This window comes from Lacinutrix sp., from assembly GCF_037625555.1.
Lineage (GTDB): Bacteria > Bacteroidota > Bacteroidia > Flavobacteriales > Flavobacteriaceae > Lacinutrix.
The window spans coordinates 1-20,559 of the sequence record NZ_JASJHV010000139.1 but is presented as its reverse complement, the minus strand read 5'-3'; the positions used below and the strand labels follow the sequence as shown (position 1 = coordinate 20,559).

Genomic DNA, 20,559 nt, shown 5'->3' with positions numbered 1-20,559 from the left:
AGAAAAAAAAAGGCATTATTCAAATTGATAGATAATGGCAAAACTAAACTATATGTTATGACTTGATCATTACAAATGAATGGCTATGATAAAAATAACTCTCCTAATGTTAAAAAATATAAACAACATGCTCTTTTGCTTAAAGGAGAGAAAATAGCAACATTGATAAATAATAATATTGGAGATTTAAGGACTTTTAATAATCAAGTTTTAAAGTATTTTTCAGATTGTAAAAGCGTTGCATCATATATTGAAGGTGAACTCTATCAAGATTATGATATTGTTCAAATTACAGATGATTACAATACTCTTTGCGAATAGACTTTTTCTTAAATAGTTTAAATCATGAGCCATAACATCCAACACGACCTAGTAATCAAAACCTCTAAAGAAAATGTTTTCAATGCTATCTCGCAACCAGAATATCTAAACAATTGGTGGACATTAAACTCTTCAGGGAAACCAGAATTAGGAATTGAGTACAACTTAAATTTCACAGACAAATACAATTGGTTTTGTAAAGTTTCAAAAGTAAAACCTAACGACTCATTCTATTTAAAAATGACGAACTCAGATGAAAATTGGAACTCAACAACCTTTGGTTTCGAATTAAAAGAGCATGAGTATGGCACATTAGTAGAATTCACTCATAAAGATTGGCAAAACAATAATCATGAGTTTCGTAACACTTCCTATTGTTGGGCATTATTATTAAAAGCTTTAAAAAAATATCTTGAAACTGGAATTGTCGTACCATTTCCAGAACGAGATTAGTCGATTAATAGATTAATTTTCTCCCATAAATCGTTATCGAAGGTAGAAAGTGCAAAATTAGAATCTTCGGCAGCTTCTCCCATTCTTACAATAACCAAATTTCTACTTGGTATAATATATATTTTCTGATCATTTTTGCCAAGAGCAGCATACATATCGTTTGGAGCATTACTAATTAAACTGCCATTAAACTCAAATTGAGTTTGTGGTAAATAGTAAGAGTTTTTAACATTTAGCCACCACAAATAGCTGTAAGCTTCATTAATATCTTGTGATGTTGAGGTAGCTTGATTTAAAAAATTCTCTGATACTATTTGCAAATCTTCCCATTTTCCTTTTGCAGAAATTAGTAGGCCAAAACGAGCCATGCTTCTAGTGTTACTAAAATAAACACTCAAATTATCTAACATAATCCAACTGCCAGAAAGTCCTATTTTATCTTTCAATTTTGCGTTAAAATAATTTGTCCAAGTCTGGTTGCTAGCTTCTGCAATAACATCTTGCAATTTTACATATACATTATGGTAAACCCATCTTTCACCTGCATCTGTCAAATATTCTAGGTTTTCTGGTGAAACAGCATCTCCTAGACTATCATCCAAACCAGAATCCATAGACAATAAATTTTTACAAGTAATTAAATTTTCTTTTTCTAATGGAGCATTTGTCCATCCTGTACCTAAATAAGAAGACACTTTGTTATCAATAGTAATTAAACCTTCGTCTTGTGCAATACCTGCAACTTAAGACGTAAGCGTTTTACCAGTACTTGCCCAATACCAGCTAGAGTTAGAATTATGATTATTAAAATAATTTTCTAAAACAATTTTTCCATTAAGAGGTACTATAAAGCCTTTAGTGTTTTTTTCTTCTAAGAAATCTAAAAGCGATTGTAATGCATCTATATTCCAATTTAAATCGTTTATAGATGTTGTATACTAAGTTGATGTGTTTATAGGCGGAAAATAAATAGAGTTTACTTCTGGATTTTGCACATCGTTAATTGTTGTAGTTTCATCTTTACTACAAGTAAAAATCAATAGGAATAATAAAAAATAAGAAGTTGGTTTTAAAGTGAACATAAACAACGGTTTTAAATTTAGACTCTAAAGAAAACAAAAAATGTTTAAAACTTTACTATTAATCGTATTTTCTAATTCATTACGTATCTTTGCAATCCAAAATTCAGATATGCGTACAAAGTCACTTAAGAAGAACAAAATCAATGTAATAACATTAGGTTGTAGTAAAAATGTTTACGACAGCGAAGTGTTAATGGGACAACTAAAAGCCAGTGGTAAAGAGGTTGTGCATGAAGAAGAAGGAAATATTGTTGTAATTAATACTTGTGGTTTTATTAATAATGCCAAAGAAGAGAGTGTGAATACGATTTTGGAGTACATGCAAAAAAAGGAAGATGGAGATGTAGATAAAGTATTTGTTACAGGTTGTCTTTCGGAACGCTATAAGCCAGATTTACAAAAAGAAATACCAAATGTAGATCAGTATTTTGGAACAACAGAATTGCCAGGATTGTTAAAAGCTTTAGGCGCAGATTATAAGCATGAATTAATAGGTGAGCGTTTAACTACGACTCCTAAAAATTATGCTTATCTTAAGATTGCAGAAGGTTGCGACAGACCTTGTAGTTTTTGTGCCATTCCATTAATGCGTGGAAAACATAAAAGTAAGCCTATAGAGCATTTAGTTATTGAGGCTGAAAAACTTGCAGCAAACGGTGTAAAAGAATTAGTGCTTATTGCTCAAGATTTAACGTATTACGGATTAGATTTATATAAAAAACGAAACCTTGCAGAGTTACTTGAGAACCTTGTAAAGGTTGAAGGCATAGAATGGATACGTTTGCATTATGCATTTCCAACAGGTTTCCCAATGGATGTGTTAGATGTTATGAAACGTGAGCCAAAAGTTTGTAATTATTTAGATATACCGTTACAACATATTAACGATGAGCTTTTAAAAAGTATGCGTCGTGGTACTACACACGAAAAAACAACAAAGTTGTTAAAAGAGTTTAGGGTTAAAGTTCCAGAAATGACAATACGTACAACCTTGATTGTTGGCTATCCTGGAGAAACACAAGAAAATTTCGAAGAACTTAGAGAATGGGTTCGCGAGATGCGTTTTGAACGTTTGGGGTGTTTTACATATTCTCACGAGGAAAATACACATGCTTTTAATTTAGTTGACGATGTACCACAGGATGTAAAGCAAGATCGTGCAAACGAAATTATGGAGATTCAATCTCAAATTTCTTGGGAGTTAAATCAAGAAAAAATAGGACAAGAATTTAAGGTTGTTATCGATAGAAAAGAAGGAGAATATTTTATTGGTAGAACAGAATTCGATTCACCAGATGTAGATAACGAAGTATTAATTGATGCTACAAAAACCTATTTAAAAACAGGTGAATTTGCAACCGTAAAAGTATTTGAAGCTGCGGATTTCGATTTGTATGCTGAAGTTGTTAAGTAACGCTTTATATTAAAAAAAAAACAGATTAGTATGGCATTAACAGAATCTAACAGTTTCGAAAATGAAACACTAGCTCCAGATTTTGCTTTACAAGACGTAGTTAAAGAAAAAACAGTAACACTTCAAGGACTTAAAGGACAAAAAGGTACTGTAATTATGTTTATATGTAATCATTGTCCATTTGTGATTCATGTAAATGCACAGCTGGTAAAACTGGCTAATGCTTATAAAAATAAAGGTATAGGCTTTATTGCAATTAGTAGTAACGATGTTGAAAATTATCCTCAAGATCGCCCAGAATTAATGAAGCAAGTGGTAGCGGATTTAAACTATCCTTTTCCTTATTTATACGATGAATCTCAAGATGTCGCTAAAGCTTACGATGCAGCTTGCACACCAGATTTTTATGTTTTTAATACAAGTTTAAAAGCAACATATCATGGGCAGTTAGATCATTCTAGACCTGGAAATGGTATTCCTGTTTCTGGAGAAGACTTAAGAAAAGCAATAGATGCTATTTTAAATAATGAATTGCCTCTAGACAACCAGAAACCTAGTGTTGGTTGTGGTATTAAGTGGAAAGTAAAATAAAGTTATTATTTATCTAAATTTGAATTACTTTTGTGAAAAAGTAAAAAAAATGCAGCAAACTACAAATACGATATTAATGATTCGTCCAGTTCACTTTCGAATGAACGAACAAACAGCAATTAATAATTACTTTCAGGAAGATTTAGAGATAAAAAACACTGAGATTAACGCAAAAGCACAAGAAGAGTTTGATGCTTATGTAGAGAAATTAAGAGCTGTTGGTATTAATGTAATTGTAGAAGACGACGATAAATTAATGGACACTCCAGATTCTATTTTCCCAAACAATTGGGTAAGTTTTCATGCTAATGGAAATATAGGCTTGTATCCTATGTTTGCAGAAAACAGAAGAAAAGAACGTAGAGAAGAAGTGTTTATGCGTTTAGAAAAAGAAGGTTTTAAAATTAAAAACATAATAGATTATACCGAAGCAGAAAACGAAGGTGTGTTTTTAGAAGGGACAGGTAGTTTACTGTTAGATCGCCAAAACCAAAAAGCATATTGTGCATTATCGTCAAGAGCAGACGAAGGCTTATTTATTGAGTTTTGCGAAGATTTCGAGTATACTCCAATTGTATTTACTGCAAACCAAACGGTAGACGGAAAACGTAAAGCAATATACCATACCAATGTTATGATGTGTTTAGCAGAAACATTTGCTGTTATTTGTCTAGAATGTATAGACGATAAAAAAGAACGTAAAAACGTACTTTCAAACCTAGCAGCAGATAGTAAAGAGGTTATAAAAATTACAGAAGCACAGGTTAATAACTTTGCTGGTAACATGTTACAAGTAAAAGGGAAAGATGATAAGTTGTATTTAATTATGAGCCAAGCTGCTTTCGATTCTTTAACACAAGAACAAATTAATAAAATAGAAGACCATTGCGATATATTATCAAGTTCTCTAGAAACTGTAGAAACTTGTGGTGGTGGTAGTGCACGTTGCATGATGGCTGAGGTCTTTTTACCAAAAGCTTAATACAACTATAATATTTTAATTTTAGGTAGTTCTATACAAAGGACTACCTATTTTTTTGTCTGTAATTCTTATAGAGAAATTAAAACTATATCCCAATTTATAGCAATTAATGCTATATTTGTGGCTTTAAAATAAGAACCAAAATGAGCCTTCAAGTCGTATTAACACAAGCAGTAAAACAAGCAGTAAAGACTGTTTATAAAGCGAATTTAGAAACTGTAGAATTTCAAGCAACACGTAAAGAGTTTGCAGGAGATATTACAGTAGTTATGTTCCCAATGTTGCGTGTAGTAAAAGGTAATCCTTTGCAAATAGGAGAATCTATTGGTAATTTTTTAGTAGAAAACGTAGAAGAAGTAAAAGCATTTAATGTTGTAAAAGGCTTTTTAAATATTGAAATAGTAGATGCACATTATATCAACTTCTTTAATACAGTTAAGGCAAATGAGAACTTTGGTATTTTAAAATCTAAAACCAACGATAAGGCTGTAATGGTAGAATACTCTTCTCCAAATACAAACAAGCCTTTGCACTTAGGTCATGTGCGTAATAACCTTCTTGGGTATAGTGTTGCAGAGATTATTAAAGCTTCTGGTAAGACCGTTTATAAAACACAAATTATTAACGATAGAGGTATTCATATTTGTAAAAGTATGTTAGCTTGGCAACGTTTTGGTAATAATGAAACTCCAGATTCTACAGGTTTAAAAGGCGATAAGTTAGTAGGTAATCATTACGTAAAATTCGATCAAGAATATAAAAAAGAAATAGCATCATTAATTGCTGAAGGTAAAACACAAGACGAAGCAAAAAAAGAAGCACCAATTTTATTAGAAGCACAACAAATGCTTCAAAAATGGGAAGCTGGAGATAAAGAAGTAATTGCGCTTTGGGAAACCATGAACCAATGGGTTTATAAAGGTTTCGATGTTACTTATAAAAACTTAGGTGTAGATTTCGATACACTGTATTACGAAAGTCAAACCTATTTATTAGGAAAAGAATTTGTAAACGAAGGTCTAAAAACAGGAGTGTTCTTTAAAAAAGAAGACGGTTCTGTTTGGTGCGATTTAACCGAAGATGGTTTAGACGAAAAAATAGTACTCCGTAGTGATGGTACTGCAGTATACATGACGCAAGATATTGGCACAGCAATACAACGAGCAAAAGATTTCCCAAATGTTGGTGGTATGGTTTATACCGTTGGAAATGAACAAGATTATCATTTTCAGGTCTTATTCTTAATACTTAAAAAATTAGGATTCGATTGGGCAAAAAATTTATTTCATTTAAGTTATGGTATGGTAGATTTACCCAGCGGAAAAATGAAGAGTAGAGAAGGAACCGTTGTAGATGCAGACGACTTAATCGCAGATATGGCAACTACAGCCCAAGAAATCTCTGAAGAATTAGGAAAGCTTGATAGTTATAACGATCAAGAAAAAAGTGAACTTTATAAAACCATAGGTTTAGGTGCTCTAAAATATTACATTTTAAAAGTAGACCCAAAAAGACGTATTCTTTTCGATCCTAAAGAATCTATAGATTTTCAAGGAAACACAGGACCATTTATACAATATACTTACGCAAGAATACAATCTATATTACGTAAAGCTAATGTAAATAAAACAGATAACAGTATCAATGTGCCAAGTACGCTAATCCTTCATGAAAAAGAAAAAACCTTATTAAAACAATTGCAATTGTTTCCAGAGGTGATACAAAATGCAGCAACAAACCATAGTCCAGCTCTAATAGCTAATTTTACTTACGATTTGGTGAAAGATTACAATTCGTTTTTTCAAAACTTACCAATAGTAATGGGTAACGAAGATAAAAACTCTATAGTCTTTAGAGTACAGTTGTCTCAATCAGTTGGTAATACTATTAAAAACTCCTTTAAATTATTAGGTATTGTTGTGCCAGAACGTATGTAATAGATTCTACAATAAATTATAAAAATCCTAAAACATAGAATTAGTTTTAGGATTTTTTCATGTTTCGTTAACGAAGTTAGCTTAAAATTTTGAAAAAGTCAAATAGCCTAGCTTTCTTCCTTTTTTCTAGGTTTGTTAATTTTGTTAAAGAATTTTAACTAAACTTTAAACAAAATTTAAGAGTTTTAACAAACTTCGTCTCTATCTTTGTGGAAACTAAAAAATTAATTATGAAAACTAAAAATGTATTATTGGCTTTTGCAATTGTAGGTCTTGTAGGATTTACATCTTGTAAAGAAGAACAAAAAGAAGTTGAAACTGTAACAAAAGAAGTTGCACAAAAAGTAGAAGAAGTGCAAGATATACCTAATATTGTAGGTGTTGCAGCAGGAAACGAAAATTTCTCTACACTTGTAGCTGCAGTAAAGGCCGCAGATCTTGTAGACACATTAAGTAGCGAAGGACCATTTACTGTATTTGCTCCAACAAACGATGCTTTTGGTGCTTTACCAGAAGGAACAGTACCAACTTTATTAGAAGCAGAAAATAAAGGTAAATTAACTTCTATACTAACATACCACGTTGTTTCTGGAAATTTTGATGCTGCATCTGTAATACAAGCAGTAAAAGATAACAACGGAACATTTGTTGTAAAAACAGTACAAGGCGAAGAGCTAAGTATAATGGTAGTAGATGGTAAAGTAATGTTGCAAGATGCAAATGGTAACAAGTCTACAGTAGTAATAGCAGATGTTAAAGCATCTAATGGTACTATACACGCTATAGATTCTGTAGTAATGCCTAAATCATAATATTAGTAATTTTTTATTGGTTAGTTATTAATATTCGTAAATGCTTGAATTGTAAAGATTCAAGCATTTTTTTTTATTCAATAACTACTTTTTTTGCAGTATTAGGAATAAACATAGTATTAGATATTTTTTTATCTCAATAGATTTAGCTTCTTGCACAGCAAGAAGAAGAGGCGAAAATTCAATTTCATTTCTTAGGCTTATTGCTCCAGAGCCATTGATGTATAAATTCGAAAAGCCATCTGTATGTTTCTCATATCGTTTTTTATTTAGCTTATACTTAGAGTTATAGTAGTATTTGCCTTTGCAAAGTGTAAGAAATTTTTTCAGTACTAGAAGGTTTGTAAATTATTGTTATCGATTCGCATAATTAGTTAAAAACCATTTTTTTGTCTTCACTATTCTTCTTGTATTCAATTAATGCTTCCTTTTCTAGACCAAGTTCTTTTTTTACTATGGTATCAGATTTTTCATATTCGGTATAAGAGAAACCTTTATCTAACCTGGTAATGACTTTCATCCATCCTAATTCTCCTTTTCCATAATAAATCATTGCGTAACGGTCTTCTTTTACGTAAGCATTCGCAGTGACTCCCATTTCTTGTTCAAACACGCTTTTTGGAATCTCTTCATTTAAAGATTCGTATGTTATTTCATAATTTATTTCGCCTTCAAAATAACCTTGTGCATTAGCATTTGTAACAAATACAATTAAAAAAAATGGCAGAAGTTTTAAAATTTTAGTCATTAAAAAAAGGTTTTAGTGGATACTTAAACGAAGTTAGACGAAAAAAAGAATAAATTCAAAAAGCTTTCTCTTATTTTTGTTACAATGCAAAGCACACTTCAAAACTACATTCCAGAACAAGCTGTTCTAAAAGTTTTAAAACTTTTAGAACATGATAATTTGTTAGTTTTAATAAAAAACGAACGTAAAACAAGGCATGGTGACTATAGAAAATTACCAAACGGGAAACACCAAATTACAATAAATAATAACCTTAATAAATACCGTTTTTTAATTACACTTATACATGAAATAGCACATTTTGAAGCTTATAAAAACTATGGAAGGTTAATAAAACCGCATGGAAAAGAATGGAAATATACGTTTCAGCATTTAATGTTATCATTTATAAATCCTGAAGTTTTTCCGCTAGATTTATTGCCATTATTAGCTAAACATTTTAAAAATCCTAAAGCTAGTAGTGATACAGATTCTAATTTAGCTTATGCTTTAAAACAGTTTGATGTTAATACAAATAGCACTTATATTTTTGAAGTGCCTTTAGGAACTGTTTTTAAATTCAGAAATAAAAAGATTTTTAAAAAAGGCGTAAAACGTGTAAAACGTTTTGAATGTGTTGAAATTAGTACAGGAAAAGTGTATCTTTTCAATCCTAATGCAGAAATAGATATTCTTGAATAAAGAAAAATTATGAATAAAAATTATTATGCCATTTTAATGGCTGGAGGAGTAGGTTCAAGATTTTGGCCTTTAAGCACAAAAGAGTTTCCAAAGCAGTTTCACGATATGTTAGGAACTGGAGACACACTTATACAAAAAACGTTTAATCGTTTGGCAACAATAATACCTAAAGAGAATATTTTTATTTTAACTAATGAGTTATATAACGACCTGGTTTTCCAGCAGCTTCCAGAAGTAACAAAAAGGCAAGTGGTTTTAGAACCAGCAATGCGTAATACTGCACCTTGTATTTTATATGCTTCTTTAAAAATACAGAAAGAAAACAAAGATGCAGTTATGATTGTTGCACCAAGCGACCATTGGATTGAAGATGAAGCTGCTTTTGCAAGCAATGTAAAGCAAGCCTTTAATTTTTGTGAGACTAATAATGCTTTAATGACATTAGGTATTACATCTACATTCCCTAACACAGGTTATGGTTATATAGAATACGACAAGATTTCAAATAATAATATAAAATCCGTAAATCAATTTCGCGAAAAACCAGATTATAAAACAGCAAAAAGTTTTATTTCGCAAGGAAATTTTCTATGGAATGCAGGTATTTTTATGTGGAGTGCTAAAAGTGTAGTGGAAGCTTATAAAAATAATCAGCCAGAATTATTTGCTCTTTTTGAAAGCGGAATAGATACATATAATACAGATTTTGAAGACGATTTTATAAGAGATAATTATAGTAAAGCCGAAAACATTTCGGTTGATTATGCGCTTATGGAAAAATCTAAAAATGTATTTGTACTACCTGCAACTTTCGATTGGAATGATCTAGGAACTTGGGGAAGCCTATACGACAAATTGGATAAAGATAATAATGATAATGCCATTGTAAATTCGCAAGTTTTAAGCGAAGATGCTTCTGGTAACATGATTAGAACAAAAGCAAACAAAGTTGTTGTTGTCGATGGATTACAAGATTATATAATTGTAGATAAAGAAGATGTTTTGCTTATCTTTCCAAAGGCAAAAGAACAAGATATTAAAAAAGTACTTCAAAAAGTTAAAGACCAGTTTGGAGAACATTTAGGATAATTTATGAGCGACGAAAGTAAATTTAATTTTGCAGAGGAATCAGCAAAAAATGAAGCGTCTAAAGCTAATGCAGCTAAAAAGGACGAAGCAGTACAACAGTCTAAAGACACCATAATAAAAGAAGCGAAAACTTTTTTTCAAAGTATAAAGTTGTTTTTTAACGAGCTGCTTGACTTTAGAGACGATACAGATAGAGATGCAACAATAGATGCTATAAAAGCAGATATTCCTTTTAAAGGCGCAACGGCATGGATTTTAATCTGTTCTATTTTTGTAGCCTCTGTAGGTTTAAATGCAGATTCTCCAGCAGTTGTAATTGGTGCCATGTTAATTTCGCCATTAATGGGACCTATTTTAGGTATAGGTCTAGCTATTGCAATTAACGATATAGACACACTTAAACGCTCATTAATAAACTTAGCAACTATGATTGTGTTAAGTTTACTAACCGCATTTTTGTTTTTTTGGTTATTTCCTTTAAGCGAAGACACTTCTGAGCTTTTAGGTAGAACACAACCAGATATTCGAGATGTTTTAATTGCCTTTTTTGGAGGTTTAGCATTAATAATTGCTCGAACAAAAAAAGGAACTATAGCTTCTGTTATTTTTGGTGTAGCAATTGCTACTGCATTAATGCCACCTTTATGTACAGCTGGCTACGGTTTAGCAAAAGGTAATTGGGTGTTTTTTAGAGGCGCTTTATATTTATTTACTATTAACACTATTTTTATAGCATTAGCTACATTTTTAGTGTTGAAAATTTTGCGTTTTCCAATGCTTAAATACGCAAACTCTGCTAAGCGTAAGCGTATTGCACAATTTGCATCTTTATTAGCAGTTATTGTTATGATTCCTGCAGTTATGACGTTTTTAAGTGTGCTTAAAGAAAGCCAGTTTGAAGCCGATGCCAAAAAATTTATAAATACAGAATTAAAAGCACTGCCTAATGCAAATTATATTGAAAAATATGCAGAACCAAAATATAATCCAGATGGAGTTTCTAAAATTGAGTTAACCACTTTCGGTGCTGATATCATATCAGAGGACACAAAATTAGTTCTAGAATCGCGTATGGCAGCTTATTCCGCTTTAGAAGGAACGACCAAACTACTTATTAATCAAACTAAAAATAGAGTGATTAATAATTTGGAATATATGGAAGAATTAAGGTCTAGAGATTCTCTAGAACTCATGTCTCAAAATGAAAAAATAATATTCTTAGAAGATCGTGTTAGAAAGTTAGCTAAACTAGAACGTAATCAAATACCATTCGAAACTTTAAGTGAAGAAGTTAGACTTAATTACGAAAACCTTGATGCTTTTGGTTATGCCTCTAGACTAAATTCTAATTTTTCAAGTATAGATACAGTTAGCGTTTTTAGTATTAAATGGAAACCAACAAGCTCTAATGATAACTTAAATAGAATTCAAGAGAAAAAATTAGAGTCTTGGTTAAAGTACAAGCTTAAGTTAGATACTTTAAGAATTGAGGTAATTAATTAATTATTTTCTTTCAATATAGCTTCTCTAACTTTTTTAAATAAATTTGAAGAGTATACAAAGTCTGTTACGACTTCGTTATCTGTTCTAAAGATGTCGTCTTTAGTACCTTCCCATGCTTTTAATCCGTCTTTTAGAAACATAATACTGTCACCAATTTCCATTACAGAATTCATGTCGTGTGTATTAATTACAGTAGTAATTTTGTATTCTTCTGTAATTTCGTGTATTAAATTATCTATTACTATTGCTGTTTTAGGATCTAAACCAGAGTTAGGTTCATCGCAAAACAAATATTTAGGATTATTTACTATAGCTCTCGCAATTGCAACACGTTTTTGCATACCACCAGAAGCTTCACTAGGCATTTTTTTATGAGCATCTTCAAGGTTAACACGCTTTAATACAATATTTGCACGATCACGCATTTCGTCTTTTGAAAGCTTAGTAAACATACGTAATGGAAACATTACGTTTTCTTCAATGGTTAACGAGTCGAATAGTGCGCTACCTTGAAACACCATACCAATTTTTGCACGCATGTCTCTTTTTTTATCTTCACTTAAATTTGCGAAAACCTCACCATTATATTCTATGTTACCTTCTTCGTAATCATACAAACCAAGTAAGCATTTTAAAAACACAGATTTTCCAGAACCACTTTGCCCAATAATGAGATTGGTTTTTCCTTGATGAAAAGTCTGGCTAATCCCTTTTAAAATATGAGCTTCACCAAAAGATTTATGTAAATTTTTTACTTCTATCATTAGCTTAGTAATAATTGAGTTGCTAAATAGTTTAAAAGGATAATAGTTACACTAGTCCAGACAAAAGATGTTGTACTTGCTTCACCAACTTCTAGTGCTCCACCTTTCATATAGTATCCATGAAATGATGGAATTGTAGCTAAAACAAAAGCAAACAAAAATGTTTTTATAAAAGCATATACAATATGAAAAGGCTCAAACTCTTGTTGAATTCCTGTAATAAAATCATCTGCAGATGCATAACCTCCATAAATACAAGCCATTAATCCACCAATAACACCTAAAAACATGGCTATAGATATAACAAATGGATAAAATGCCATTGCAATTAACTTTGGAAAAACCAGATAATTTATAGAGTTAATACCCATAACTTCTAGTGCATCAATTTGCTCTGTAACACGCATAGTGCCTATGCTAGATGTTATAAAAGAGCCTACTTTTCCTGCCATAATAATAGACATAAAAGTAGGTGCAAATTCTAATAAAATAGATTGTCTAGTTGCAAATCCTATTAATTCTTTGGGAATTAATGGACTGTCAATATTTAAAGCCGTTTGTATAGTAACAACACCACCAACAAAAAAAGCTATAAAAGCAACTATACCAAGAGAACCAATAATTAAATCGTCTATGTCTTTAAGTATAAGTTCTTTCATTACAGACCATTTCGTAGGTTTACGAAACATTTCTATAATCATTAAAAAGTATGTGCCAATATTATGTAGATACTGCATATTATGATTAGATACGGTTTAGTCTAAAAAAATTAAGATTTAAAACTGTAATAGTAATTACAATGCTAAAGTATAAAAATCTACTATGTATTAGCGATATTTTTCAATTGAATTCATTGAGATATTTAAAATAGTTTATTTTTGAACTGAAAAACAAAATGAACATTATATGAGATTTTTATTAAGCCTAGTTCTAGGGTTCTTGCTTTTAAATTGCAACGCCCAGAATAATATAAGTGAAACTAAAACGCAAACTGAAACTGTTTTAAATGCTACACCAAAGTTAGTAGTTGGTATAGTTGTAGACCAAATGCGATACGATTATTTAACTAGGTTTTATTCTAAATATGGTAATGGTGGTTTTAAGCGTTTAATAAACGATGGCTATAATTGTAAAAATAACCATTACAACTATGTGCCAACCTATACAGGACCAGGTCACGCATCAATATTTACAGGAACTTCTCCAAAAAATCATGGTATTATTGCTAATTATTGGTACGATAAGTTTAATAAGGAAGATGTGTATTGTGCAGGAGATTCTAGTGTTGTACCAGTTGGAAGTGCTTCAAAATCAGAACGCATGTCTCCATATAGAATGAAGACTACAACTTTTGCTGACGAGAATAGGTTATTTACCCAAATGAAAGGAAAAACAATAGGGATTTCTATTAAAGATCGTGGAGCTATTTTACCTGCAGGACATTCTGCAAATGCCGCTTATTGGTTTAGAGGTAGAGATGAAGGTAATTTTATTACTTCTTCATACTACATGGATAATTTACCAAAATGGGTTCAAGATTTTAATGTTTCAAATGCTGCAGAAAGTTATTTAAGAGAATGGAATACACTATACGATATTAATACATATACTGAGAGTGGTAGTGACTTAAATACTTTTGAAGGTGGTTTTAAGGGAAAAGAGCAAGCAATATTTCCATACGATTTAGCGACATTAAAAGATAAAAATAGAGGATTCGATATTATTAAAGCAACACCATTTGGAAATAGTATTGTTACAGATTTTGCCATACAAGCCATTATTGCAGAGGAGTTAGGGTTAGATAGTATTACAGATGTATTAACTGTTAGTTTTTCTAGCCCAGATTATGTTGGTCATAATTTTGGAGTAAACTCAAAAGAAGTAGAAGATACTTATATTCGTTTAGATAAAGATTTAGATCGTTTATTTAAAGTATTAGATGAAAAAGTTGGAGTAGGACAATACACTTTATTTCTAACCGCAGACCATGGAGCTGTAGATGTTCCTTCTTATTTACAAAGCGCAAAAATACCTTCAGGATATTTCGATAACGATGCATTTAAAGTGCAATTAGATGCTTTTTTGTTTGAAGAATTTAGAGCTTCAGATTTAGTTGAAAAGATAAGTAACGATCAAATATTTTTGAATAAAAATCGCTTAAAACAATTAAATTTAAATTTAGAAAATGTGCAATATGTAATTGTAAATGAAGTGATTAATTATAAAAACATAGATAAAGTTTACTCATCTCAAACAATGCAAAATGGTGCTTTCCATTCAGGAATAGAAACTTTATTACAAAACGGTTATCATCAAAAACGTTCTGGAGATATAATAATGGTTAAAGATCCAGCTGTAATAAGTTATAGCAAAACAGGATCGACTCATGGTTCTGGTTCAAATTTCGATACTCATGTTCCTTTGTTGTTTTATGGCAATGGTATTAAAAAAGGAAGCACATTAACTAAAACTAAAATCACAGATATTGCACCAACAATTTCAGCTTTATTAGGAATTAGTTTCCCAAATGGATCAACCGGAAATGTTTTAGATTTTGTAATTGATTAAGACTGTTTAAACTTTGCTCTGATTGCGTTTTCAGTCTTTAGTAGAAGATATAGAACACTAAATACAATTATTATTAGGCTAATAATAACTGTTAGGCTACTTGAAAAATCGAATGCTATAAAATTGATGCTTAAAAGCGTCATTACTAATCCAATAACTGTCATTTTTTTTGTAGAATAAGTTTGTGCAAAATCCCTTGTTTTTTTGATCTTTCATAGAAGCTTTCGTTCGGTAACCATATAATGCATTTATATGTTTAGGAGGGAATTTATATGTTAGTAAGCCGATTACAAAAAATATAATGCCGCAAACAGATATTTGGTTTACTAGATTTTCAATATTTTCCAAATTACTAGATTTTAGATTAAGATTACTTTCTGTATAAAAAGTAATTATTTACTAATTCAATATAGGTTTCTTTAGCTTCGTCCTCTGTAATGCCTTGTATTTGAAAAAGTGCATTTGTTTTAAAAGCGTTAATTATAGGAGTTCTACTACTTGGTCTTTCGTAGTTATTGGACGCTTTTTTATAATAAGCATATAAACGAAGAAGGAAATCTGCAGGAAATGGTTCTGTATGAGCATTTATCCGCTCTACAGACTCTAAAAATGTGATATCTATTTCTTCAGAAGTCATTTATTTTTCGGCTATAATACTTTCTCCTCCTTTTACTTTTTCGTTTAATTTTACTTTAATCTTAGTGTTTAAAGGTAAGTATAAATCTACACGAGAACCAAACTTTATAAATCCAGAATCGCTGCCTTGTGTTGCATCGTCTCCTTCTTTTGCATAATTAACAATACGTTTTGCTAATGCTCCAGCAATTTGCCTGTATAAAACTTTTCCATAAGTAGTATTTTCTACAACAACTGTAGTACGTTCATTTTCCTCACTAGCTTTAGGGTGCCAAGCGACTAAATATTTACCAGGATGATTTTTGCTAAAAAGTACTTTTCCATTAATAGGATAGCGTGTTACATGCACATTTAAAGGCGACATAAAAACACTAACCTGTAATCTCTTTTCTTTAAAATATTCTTTTTCGAACACTTCTTCTATAACAACAACCTTACCATCTACAGGAGAAAGGACATGGTTATTATTGTTAGTTGTGTTTCTTTTAGGGTTTCTAAAAAATTGAAGAATTAAATATAGAAAAATACCAAACGTAGCAAATAGTAAATATTTAAGCCACGCAATATCTATAAAGTGCTCTACTGTTGTGCACAACGCAACAATAATTATAAAAGTAATAACAATGATTTTGTGGCCTTCTTTATGAAACATAGTGTAGTATTCTTAAAAATAAATATATAAATGGAGCGGCAAAGATAATACTATCAAAACGGTCTAATAAACCACCATGACCTGGCATAATTACACCACTATCTTTTACATTTGCTTGACGCTTAAATTTTGATTCTATTAAATCTCCAATAGTACCTATAACACTAATAATTACAGCTAAAATTAACCAATTATTAAATGTTAAGGTGTTTGTGTAATCCCAAATAAAATAACTTGCTATACATGAAAATAAAAGACCTCCAAGAAAGCCTTCAACTGTTTTTTTAGGAGATATACTTGGAAAAAGTTTTTGTTTCCCAAAATTTTTACCAACCAAGAAGGCGAATGAATCATTTACCCAAACTATTATAAACGAACCTAACAATAATTTTGGTGAAAACGCATTGTCGAAATTTGCAATAAGTATTAAAAATACAAATGCACTAGAAATATAGAAAGTTGTTAATATAAAACGCTTTGTGCTAAATAGTGGGATTTCTTTCTCTGAAAATAAATCTTTAATTAATAGTAGTTGCACAAATATAGTAATGACTTGTAGGATTTGTGTTGCTTCATTTAGGCCTTTAGAAGAATTCATTACTAGTTGCCAATATCCAAAAAAAAAGTATATGACGGTGAAAATAAAATAGGGAACAAAACTTTTTAGCCCTATTAGTTTTTTAAATTCTGCAATACAAATAATACCGAATACAAAAAATAATATGATTAATGCATGCTGGTTTAATAAAGATGCAACAAGCAACGATACATAGAGGATGCCTGAAAGTGCTCTTGTTGTAGTTTCTTTCATTAATTATAAATCTTCAAGAAGCAACAAATATAAGTTTTTAGAAGCACTACCATAGGTTAAAAAGTCTTTTTCGTCAAGATCTTTAAAGTGTTTAATTGTAGTAATATTGGTAGGGATTTTTTCTGTATTCTTATTTTTAATTTGGCGTAAGCCTTCTCCAATAGTATTAACTAATTGGCTTGTTGTTGCAAATACAATAAAATTATTTGGAAATTCTGCTAATTTTTTTTCTGCAATTTGATGAGATGAAATAAGAAGAGAGCCGTCATTTGATATTAAATTCTCGCAAGTAGAAAAGAAATACGTTGCTTCATTTAAAGAGCCGGTTTGAAGGTTCATGCTTTTAAAACGTTCTTCTAAGTTTTTGTCATAAAAATAACCTAGTTTTTCTGTCCAGTTATTTTCTTCAAAAATATGATTTACATTTTCAAAAACTTCTTCTAAATTTTCGCAATACAAGAACTTACCACCATTAGATTTAAAGTTTATTGTGAAACTTTCGTCTATTGGTAATTTAATTTGAGGCATGTATTTACCTGCATTGTCGTAACTAGTCTCTTTTGTTTCTTTATTAGACTTATAACGAAAGAGTTTTTTAAAGATGCTCATTATTTGTTGCTATTAACCGATATCTTTAACGTATTTAACAAATATAAAAAATCTCAAATTAACTAAAGCGTTAATTTGAGATTTTTAAGACTATTTTATTGTTTAGGTATTTATTCTTCTTGTGTTTCTTCTTCTTGTGTTTCTTCTTCTTGTGTATCTTCTTTTTTATCGTTTAAAAGTTTTTCAGAAGGTTTTTCTGCCATATTCTCAAAAGCGCGTTTACCTAAAATTTCTTCTAAATCATCTTTAAAAATAACTTCTCTTTCTATAAGTCTAGCTGCTATTTTATCTAACAAATCTCGTTTAGATTCTAATAAATCTAAAGCACGTTTATATTGAGTTTCTACAATATTTTTAATTTCATTATCAATAAGCTCAGCGGTCTTCTCACTGTAAGGTTTAACAAAGCCACTTTCTCCAGCAGGATCATAATAAGTTATGTTTCCTACTTTTTCGTTCAATCCATAAATCATAACCATAGCTTTTGCTTTTTTGGTTACATTTTCTAAATCGCTTAATGCTCCTGTAGAAATTTCATTAAAAATTATTCTTTCTGCTGCACGTCCACCCATAGTTACACAGATTTCGTCTAAAAACTTATTCGTTCTGGTAATATAAGCTTCTTGAGGTAAATACCAAGCAGCACCTAAAGAGCGTCCACGAGGTACAATAGTTACTTTTACAAGCGGATCTGCATGTTCCAAGAACCAACTTACTGTAGCGTGTCCTGCTTCGTGGTATGCTATTGTTTTCTTCTCTTCAACAGAAAATAAATTACTTCTTTTTTCTAATCCTCCAATAATACGATCTACAGCGTCTAAAAAGTCTTGCTTATCTACAGCTTTTTTATTGTTTCTTGCTGCAATTAAAGCTGCTTCATTACATAAGTTTGCTATATCTGCACCAGAAAAACCAGGTGTTTGTTTTGCTAAAAAGTCTATTTCTAAGCCTTCAACTTTTTTAAGAGGTCTAAGGTGTACTTCAAAAATAGCTCGTCTTTCAGTTAAATTAGGTAAATCTACATGTATCTGTCTATCAAAACGTCCAGCACGCATTAGAGCTTTGTCTAATATATCTGCTCTGTTGGTTGCTGCCAATACAATAACGTTTGTATTTGTACCAAAACCATCCATTTCTGTTAGTAACTGGTTTAAGGTGTTTTCTCGCTCATCATTACTTCCAGACATAGCGTTTTTACCTCTAGCTCTTCCTATAGCGTCTATTTCATCTATAAAAATAATAGCAGGAGATTTTTCTTTTGCTTGTTTAAATAAATCTCTAACACGAGACGCACCAACACCTACAAACATTTCTACAAAATCTGAACCAGACAAAGAGAAAAACGGAACTTTAGCTTCACCAGCAACAGCTTTTGCTAATAATGTTTTACCTGTTCCAGGAGGTCCAACTAATAATGCTCCTTTTGGTATTTTACCACCTAAAGAGGTGTACTTTTCTGGGTTTTTAAGGAAATCTACAATTTCTTGTACTTCTTCTTTTGCACCTTCTAATCCAGCAACATCTTTAAAGGTTGTTTTTACTTTTGTATTTTCATCAAAAAGCTTTGCTTTGGATTTTCCAATATTAAAAATCTGTCCACCAGCTCCACCACCAGCTCCACCAGACATGCGTCGCATTATAAAAATCCATACGCCAATTAATAATACAAATGGTAATAGACTTAATAATATGTCTGCAAAGAGGTTTTCTTCTCTATCATTATCATATTTAGTCTTAAGGCTATTGTTTTTAATTATTTCAATGTAAGTGTTTTCAAAATTTTGTAAATCACCATATTGAAAGACATAATTAGGTATCGCTGTAGAACCTAATTTAAAACCTGTATAAACAGATTTTTTATGTTTGTCTAAACTCTCTGCATCTTTTGTTAAGTATACTTTTACAAATCCAGTGTTTTTAACAACATCAAAGCGTTCTATGTCACCATCTTCAAGAATTTTAAAAAATTCTATTGGTGTTATTTTTTTATTATCATTTTCACTACTGCTTCCAAAAAGTTGAAAAGCTATTAGTGCAACTAAAAGCGCACCAGAAATCAAATAAGGATTAAACTTAGGCTTTTTTTGTACTTCAGGTTTTTTATTATCTGCCATGAATAGATTTAAGATTTAGATTCAATAATTGTAGTTTTGGCATCTCCCCAAAGACTTTCAATATCATAATATTCGCGAATATGTTTTTGGAAAACATGAACAACAACGTTAACATAGTCCATTAAAATCCACTCTGCATTGTCTTCTCCTTCAACATGCCAAGGCTTATCTTTAAGTTCTTTGCTTACTTTTTTGTGTATTGCACCAACAATGGCATTTACTTGTGTGTTTGATGTACCTTCACAAATAATAAAATAATCGCAAACTGTATTATCAATTTCTCTTAAGTCAAGAATAATTATGTCTTTTCCTTTTACATCTTCAATACCACTAATAATAGTTGTAATTAGTGCATCTGAATTTACTTGTTTTTTAACCATTAATAAGATTTAATTTGTGCAAAGTTATTATTTTTTGGTTCTTTATACTTTAAAATTATGATAAAGATTTGTTATAAAAATTTAACCACGAAGATAACCAATTTATATGCGTATAATCAAACTTGATGCCATCGATTCTACAAATGCTTTTCTAAAACAAATTAGTAGTACAGAAACGCTTGAGGATTATACAGTAGTAACTGCTAAACAACAAACTAATGGACGTGGCCAAATGGGTAAACATTGGCACGCTAAAACAGGAGAAAACCTTACTTTTAGTGTGTTTAAAAGACTTAATGGGCTCTCTTTTTCTAATCAATTTTATTTAAGTATTGTAATTGCACTTGCATTGCACAAAACATTAAAGTTTTATAATGTTCCTAACTTATTTGTTAAATGGCCTAACGACATT

General features: G+C 30.8%; 22 protein-coding genes and 1 pseudogene. 12 read left to right on the top strand and 11 right to left on the bottom strand.

Features of this window, described 5'->3' with window-relative positions:
- Positions 1-75 precede the first annotated feature (75 nt).
- Positions 76-321 (top strand): hypothetical protein, encoded by a 246-nt coding sequence (locus tag QNK89_RS11450; protein ID WP_340171302.1) that lies wholly within the window; start codon positions 76-78, stop codon positions 319-321.
- 24 nt (positions 322-345) lie between these two features.
- Entirely contained in the window at positions 346-774 is a 429-nt protein-coding gene (locus QNK89_RS11445) for an SRPBCC domain-containing protein (protein WP_340171301.1), read from the top strand.
- Here QNK89_RS11445 and QNK89_RS11440 read toward each other — a convergent pair.
- Complete coding sequence (locus QNK89_RS11440; RefSeq protein ID WP_340171303.1) at positions 771-1,508, bottom strand: serine hydrolase; 738 nt, start codon at positions 1,506-1,508, stop codon at positions 771-773. The two genes, QNK89_RS11445 and QNK89_RS11440, sit on opposite strands and share 4 nt — an antisense overlap.
- A gap of 204 nt (positions 1,509-1,712) precedes the next feature.
- Positions 1,713-1,856 carry a hypothetical protein gene (locus QNK89_RS11435; RefSeq protein WP_340171300.1) on the bottom strand — a complete coding sequence of 48 codons (144 nt, stop codon included), beginning with the start codon at positions 1,854-1,856 and terminating at the stop codon, positions 1,713-1,715.
- A gap of 109 nt (positions 1,857-1,965) precedes the next feature.
- On the opposite strand from QNK89_RS11435, the gene rimO reads away from it, so the two are divergent.
- From rimO to QNK89_RS11410, 5 genes are all read left to right on the top strand, one after another.
- Positions 1,966-3,270 carry a 30S ribosomal protein S12 methylthiotransferase RimO gene (rimO, locus tag QNK89_RS11430; RefSeq protein WP_340171299.1) on the top strand — a complete coding sequence of 435 codons (1,305 nt, stop codon included), beginning with the start codon at positions 1,966-1,968 and terminating at the stop codon, positions 3,268-3,270.
- Between the two features lie 30 nt (positions 3,271-3,300).
- Positions 3,301-3,861, top strand: coding sequence for a thioredoxin family protein (locus QNK89_RS11425; RefSeq protein ID WP_340171298.1), 561 nt, complete (start codon positions 3,301-3,303; stop codon positions 3,859-3,861).
- 49 nt (positions 3,862-3,910) lie between these two features.
- A complete protein-coding gene (locus QNK89_RS11420) occupies positions 3,911-4,843 on the top strand; it encodes an arginine deiminase-related protein (RefSeq protein WP_340171297.1) in 933 nt (310 codons plus the stop codon).
- A 143-nt stretch (positions 4,844-4,986) separates the two neighbouring features.
- Positions 4,987-6,780 carry an arginine--tRNA ligase gene (gene argS, locus QNK89_RS11415; protein WP_340171296.1) on the top strand — a complete coding sequence of 598 codons (1,794 nt, stop codon included), beginning with the start codon at positions 4,987-4,989 and terminating at the stop codon, positions 6,778-6,780.
- Positions 6,781-7,010: 230 nt separating this feature from the next.
- Positions 7,011-7,592: a fasciclin domain-containing protein gene (locus tag QNK89_RS11410; RefSeq protein WP_340171295.1), complete on the top strand. Its 582-nt coding sequence runs from the start codon at positions 7,011-7,013 to the stop codon at positions 7,590-7,592.
- A 370-nt stretch (positions 7,593-7,962) separates the two neighbouring features.
- Here QNK89_RS11410 and QNK89_RS11405 read toward each other — a convergent pair whose 3' ends face one another.
- On the bottom strand, positions 7,963-8,340 hold the full coding sequence (locus QNK89_RS11405) for a hypothetical protein (RefSeq protein WP_340171294.1): 378 nt from the start codon (positions 8,338-8,340) through the stop codon (positions 7,963-7,965).
- An 84-nt stretch (positions 8,341-8,424) separates the two neighbouring features.
- Between QNK89_RS11405 and QNK89_RS11400 the strand changes: the two genes are divergently transcribed.
- The 3 genes from QNK89_RS11400 to QNK89_RS11390 are packed head-to-tail and all read left to right on the top strand — an operon-like array spanning position 8,425 to position 11,613.
- On the top strand, positions 8,425-9,021 hold the full coding sequence (locus tag QNK89_RS11400) for a SprT-like domain-containing protein (RefSeq protein WP_340171293.1): 597 nt from the start codon (positions 8,425-8,427) through the stop codon (positions 9,019-9,021).
- Between the two features lie 9 nt (positions 9,022-9,030).
- Positions 9,031-10,110, top strand: coding sequence for a mannose-1-phosphate guanylyltransferase (locus tag QNK89_RS11395; protein WP_340171292.1), 1,080 nt, complete (start codon positions 9,031-9,033; stop codon positions 10,108-10,110).
- A 3-nt stretch (positions 10,111-10,113) separates the two neighbouring features.
- Entirely contained in the window at positions 10,114-11,613 is a 1,500-nt protein-coding gene (locus tag QNK89_RS11390; protein ID WP_340171291.1) for a DUF389 domain-containing protein, read from the top strand.
- Here QNK89_RS11390 and QNK89_RS11385 read toward each other — a convergent pair.
- Together QNK89_RS11385 and QNK89_RS11380 are read right to left on the bottom strand one after the other, a co-directional pair.
- Positions 11,610-12,377, bottom strand: coding sequence for an ATP-binding cassette domain-containing protein (locus QNK89_RS11385; protein WP_340171290.1), 768 nt, complete (start codon positions 12,375-12,377; stop codon positions 11,610-11,612). The two genes, QNK89_RS11390 and QNK89_RS11385, sit on opposite strands and share 4 nt — an antisense overlap.
- A complete protein-coding gene (locus tag QNK89_RS11380) occupies positions 12,377-13,114 on the bottom strand; it encodes an ABC transporter permease (RefSeq protein ID WP_340171289.1) in 738 nt (245 codons plus the stop codon). The genes QNK89_RS11385 and QNK89_RS11380 overlap by 1 nt, the downstream gene beginning before the upstream one ends.
- Before the next feature lie 169 nt (positions 13,115-13,283).
- Between QNK89_RS11380 and pafA the strand changes: the two genes are divergently transcribed.
- Complete coding sequence (pafA, locus tag QNK89_RS11375) at positions 13,284-14,945, top strand: alkaline phosphatase PafA (RefSeq protein WP_340171288.1); 1,662 nt, start codon at positions 13,284-13,286, stop codon at positions 14,943-14,945.
- Between the two features lie 370 nt (positions 14,946-15,315).
- On the opposite strand, the gene QNK89_RS11370 is transcribed toward pafA, so the two are convergent.
- The 6 genes from QNK89_RS11370 to rsfS all read right to left on the bottom strand — a co-directional run bounded on the left by QNK89_RS11370 (position 15,316) and on the right by rsfS (position 20,147).
- Positions 15,316-15,582 (bottom strand): acyl-CoA-binding protein, encoded by a 267-nt coding sequence (locus tag QNK89_RS11370; RefSeq protein WP_340171287.1) that lies wholly within the window; start codon positions 15,580-15,582, stop codon positions 15,316-15,318.
- Positions 15,583-16,233 (bottom strand): phosphatidylserine decarboxylase family protein, encoded by a 651-nt coding sequence (locus QNK89_RS11365; RefSeq protein WP_340171286.1) that lies wholly within the window; start codon positions 16,231-16,233, stop codon positions 15,583-15,585. It abuts the gene before it with no gap.
- Positions 16,223-17,044 carry a phosphatidate cytidylyltransferase gene (locus QNK89_RS11360; protein ID WP_340171285.1) on the bottom strand — a complete coding sequence of 274 codons (822 nt, stop codon included), beginning with the start codon at positions 17,042-17,044 and terminating at the stop codon, positions 16,223-16,225. The genes QNK89_RS11365 and QNK89_RS11360 overlap by 11 nt, the downstream gene beginning before the upstream one ends.
- 3 nt (positions 17,045-17,047) lie before the next feature.
- Entirely contained in the window at positions 17,048-17,653 is a 606-nt protein-coding gene (locus QNK89_RS11355) for an LUD domain-containing protein (protein ID WP_340171284.1), read from the bottom strand.
- A gap of 110 nt (positions 17,654-17,763) precedes the next feature.
- Positions 17,764-19,767, bottom strand: coding sequence for an ATP-dependent zinc metalloprotease FtsH (gene ftsH, locus QNK89_RS11350; RefSeq protein ID WP_340171282.1), 2,004 nt, complete (start codon positions 19,765-19,767; stop codon positions 17,764-17,766).
- Positions 19,768-19,775: 8 nt separating this feature from the next.
- Complete coding sequence (gene rsfS / locus QNK89_RS11345) at positions 19,776-20,147, bottom strand: ribosome silencing factor (protein ID WP_340171280.1); 372 nt, start codon at positions 20,145-20,147, stop codon at positions 19,776-19,778.
- 106 nt (positions 20,148-20,253) lie between these two features.
- Between rsfS and QNK89_RS11340 the strand changes: the two are divergent.
- Positions 20,254-20,559 (top strand): annotated as a pseudogene (locus QNK89_RS11340) (biotin--[acetyl-CoA-carboxylase] ligase); the annotation flags it as partial.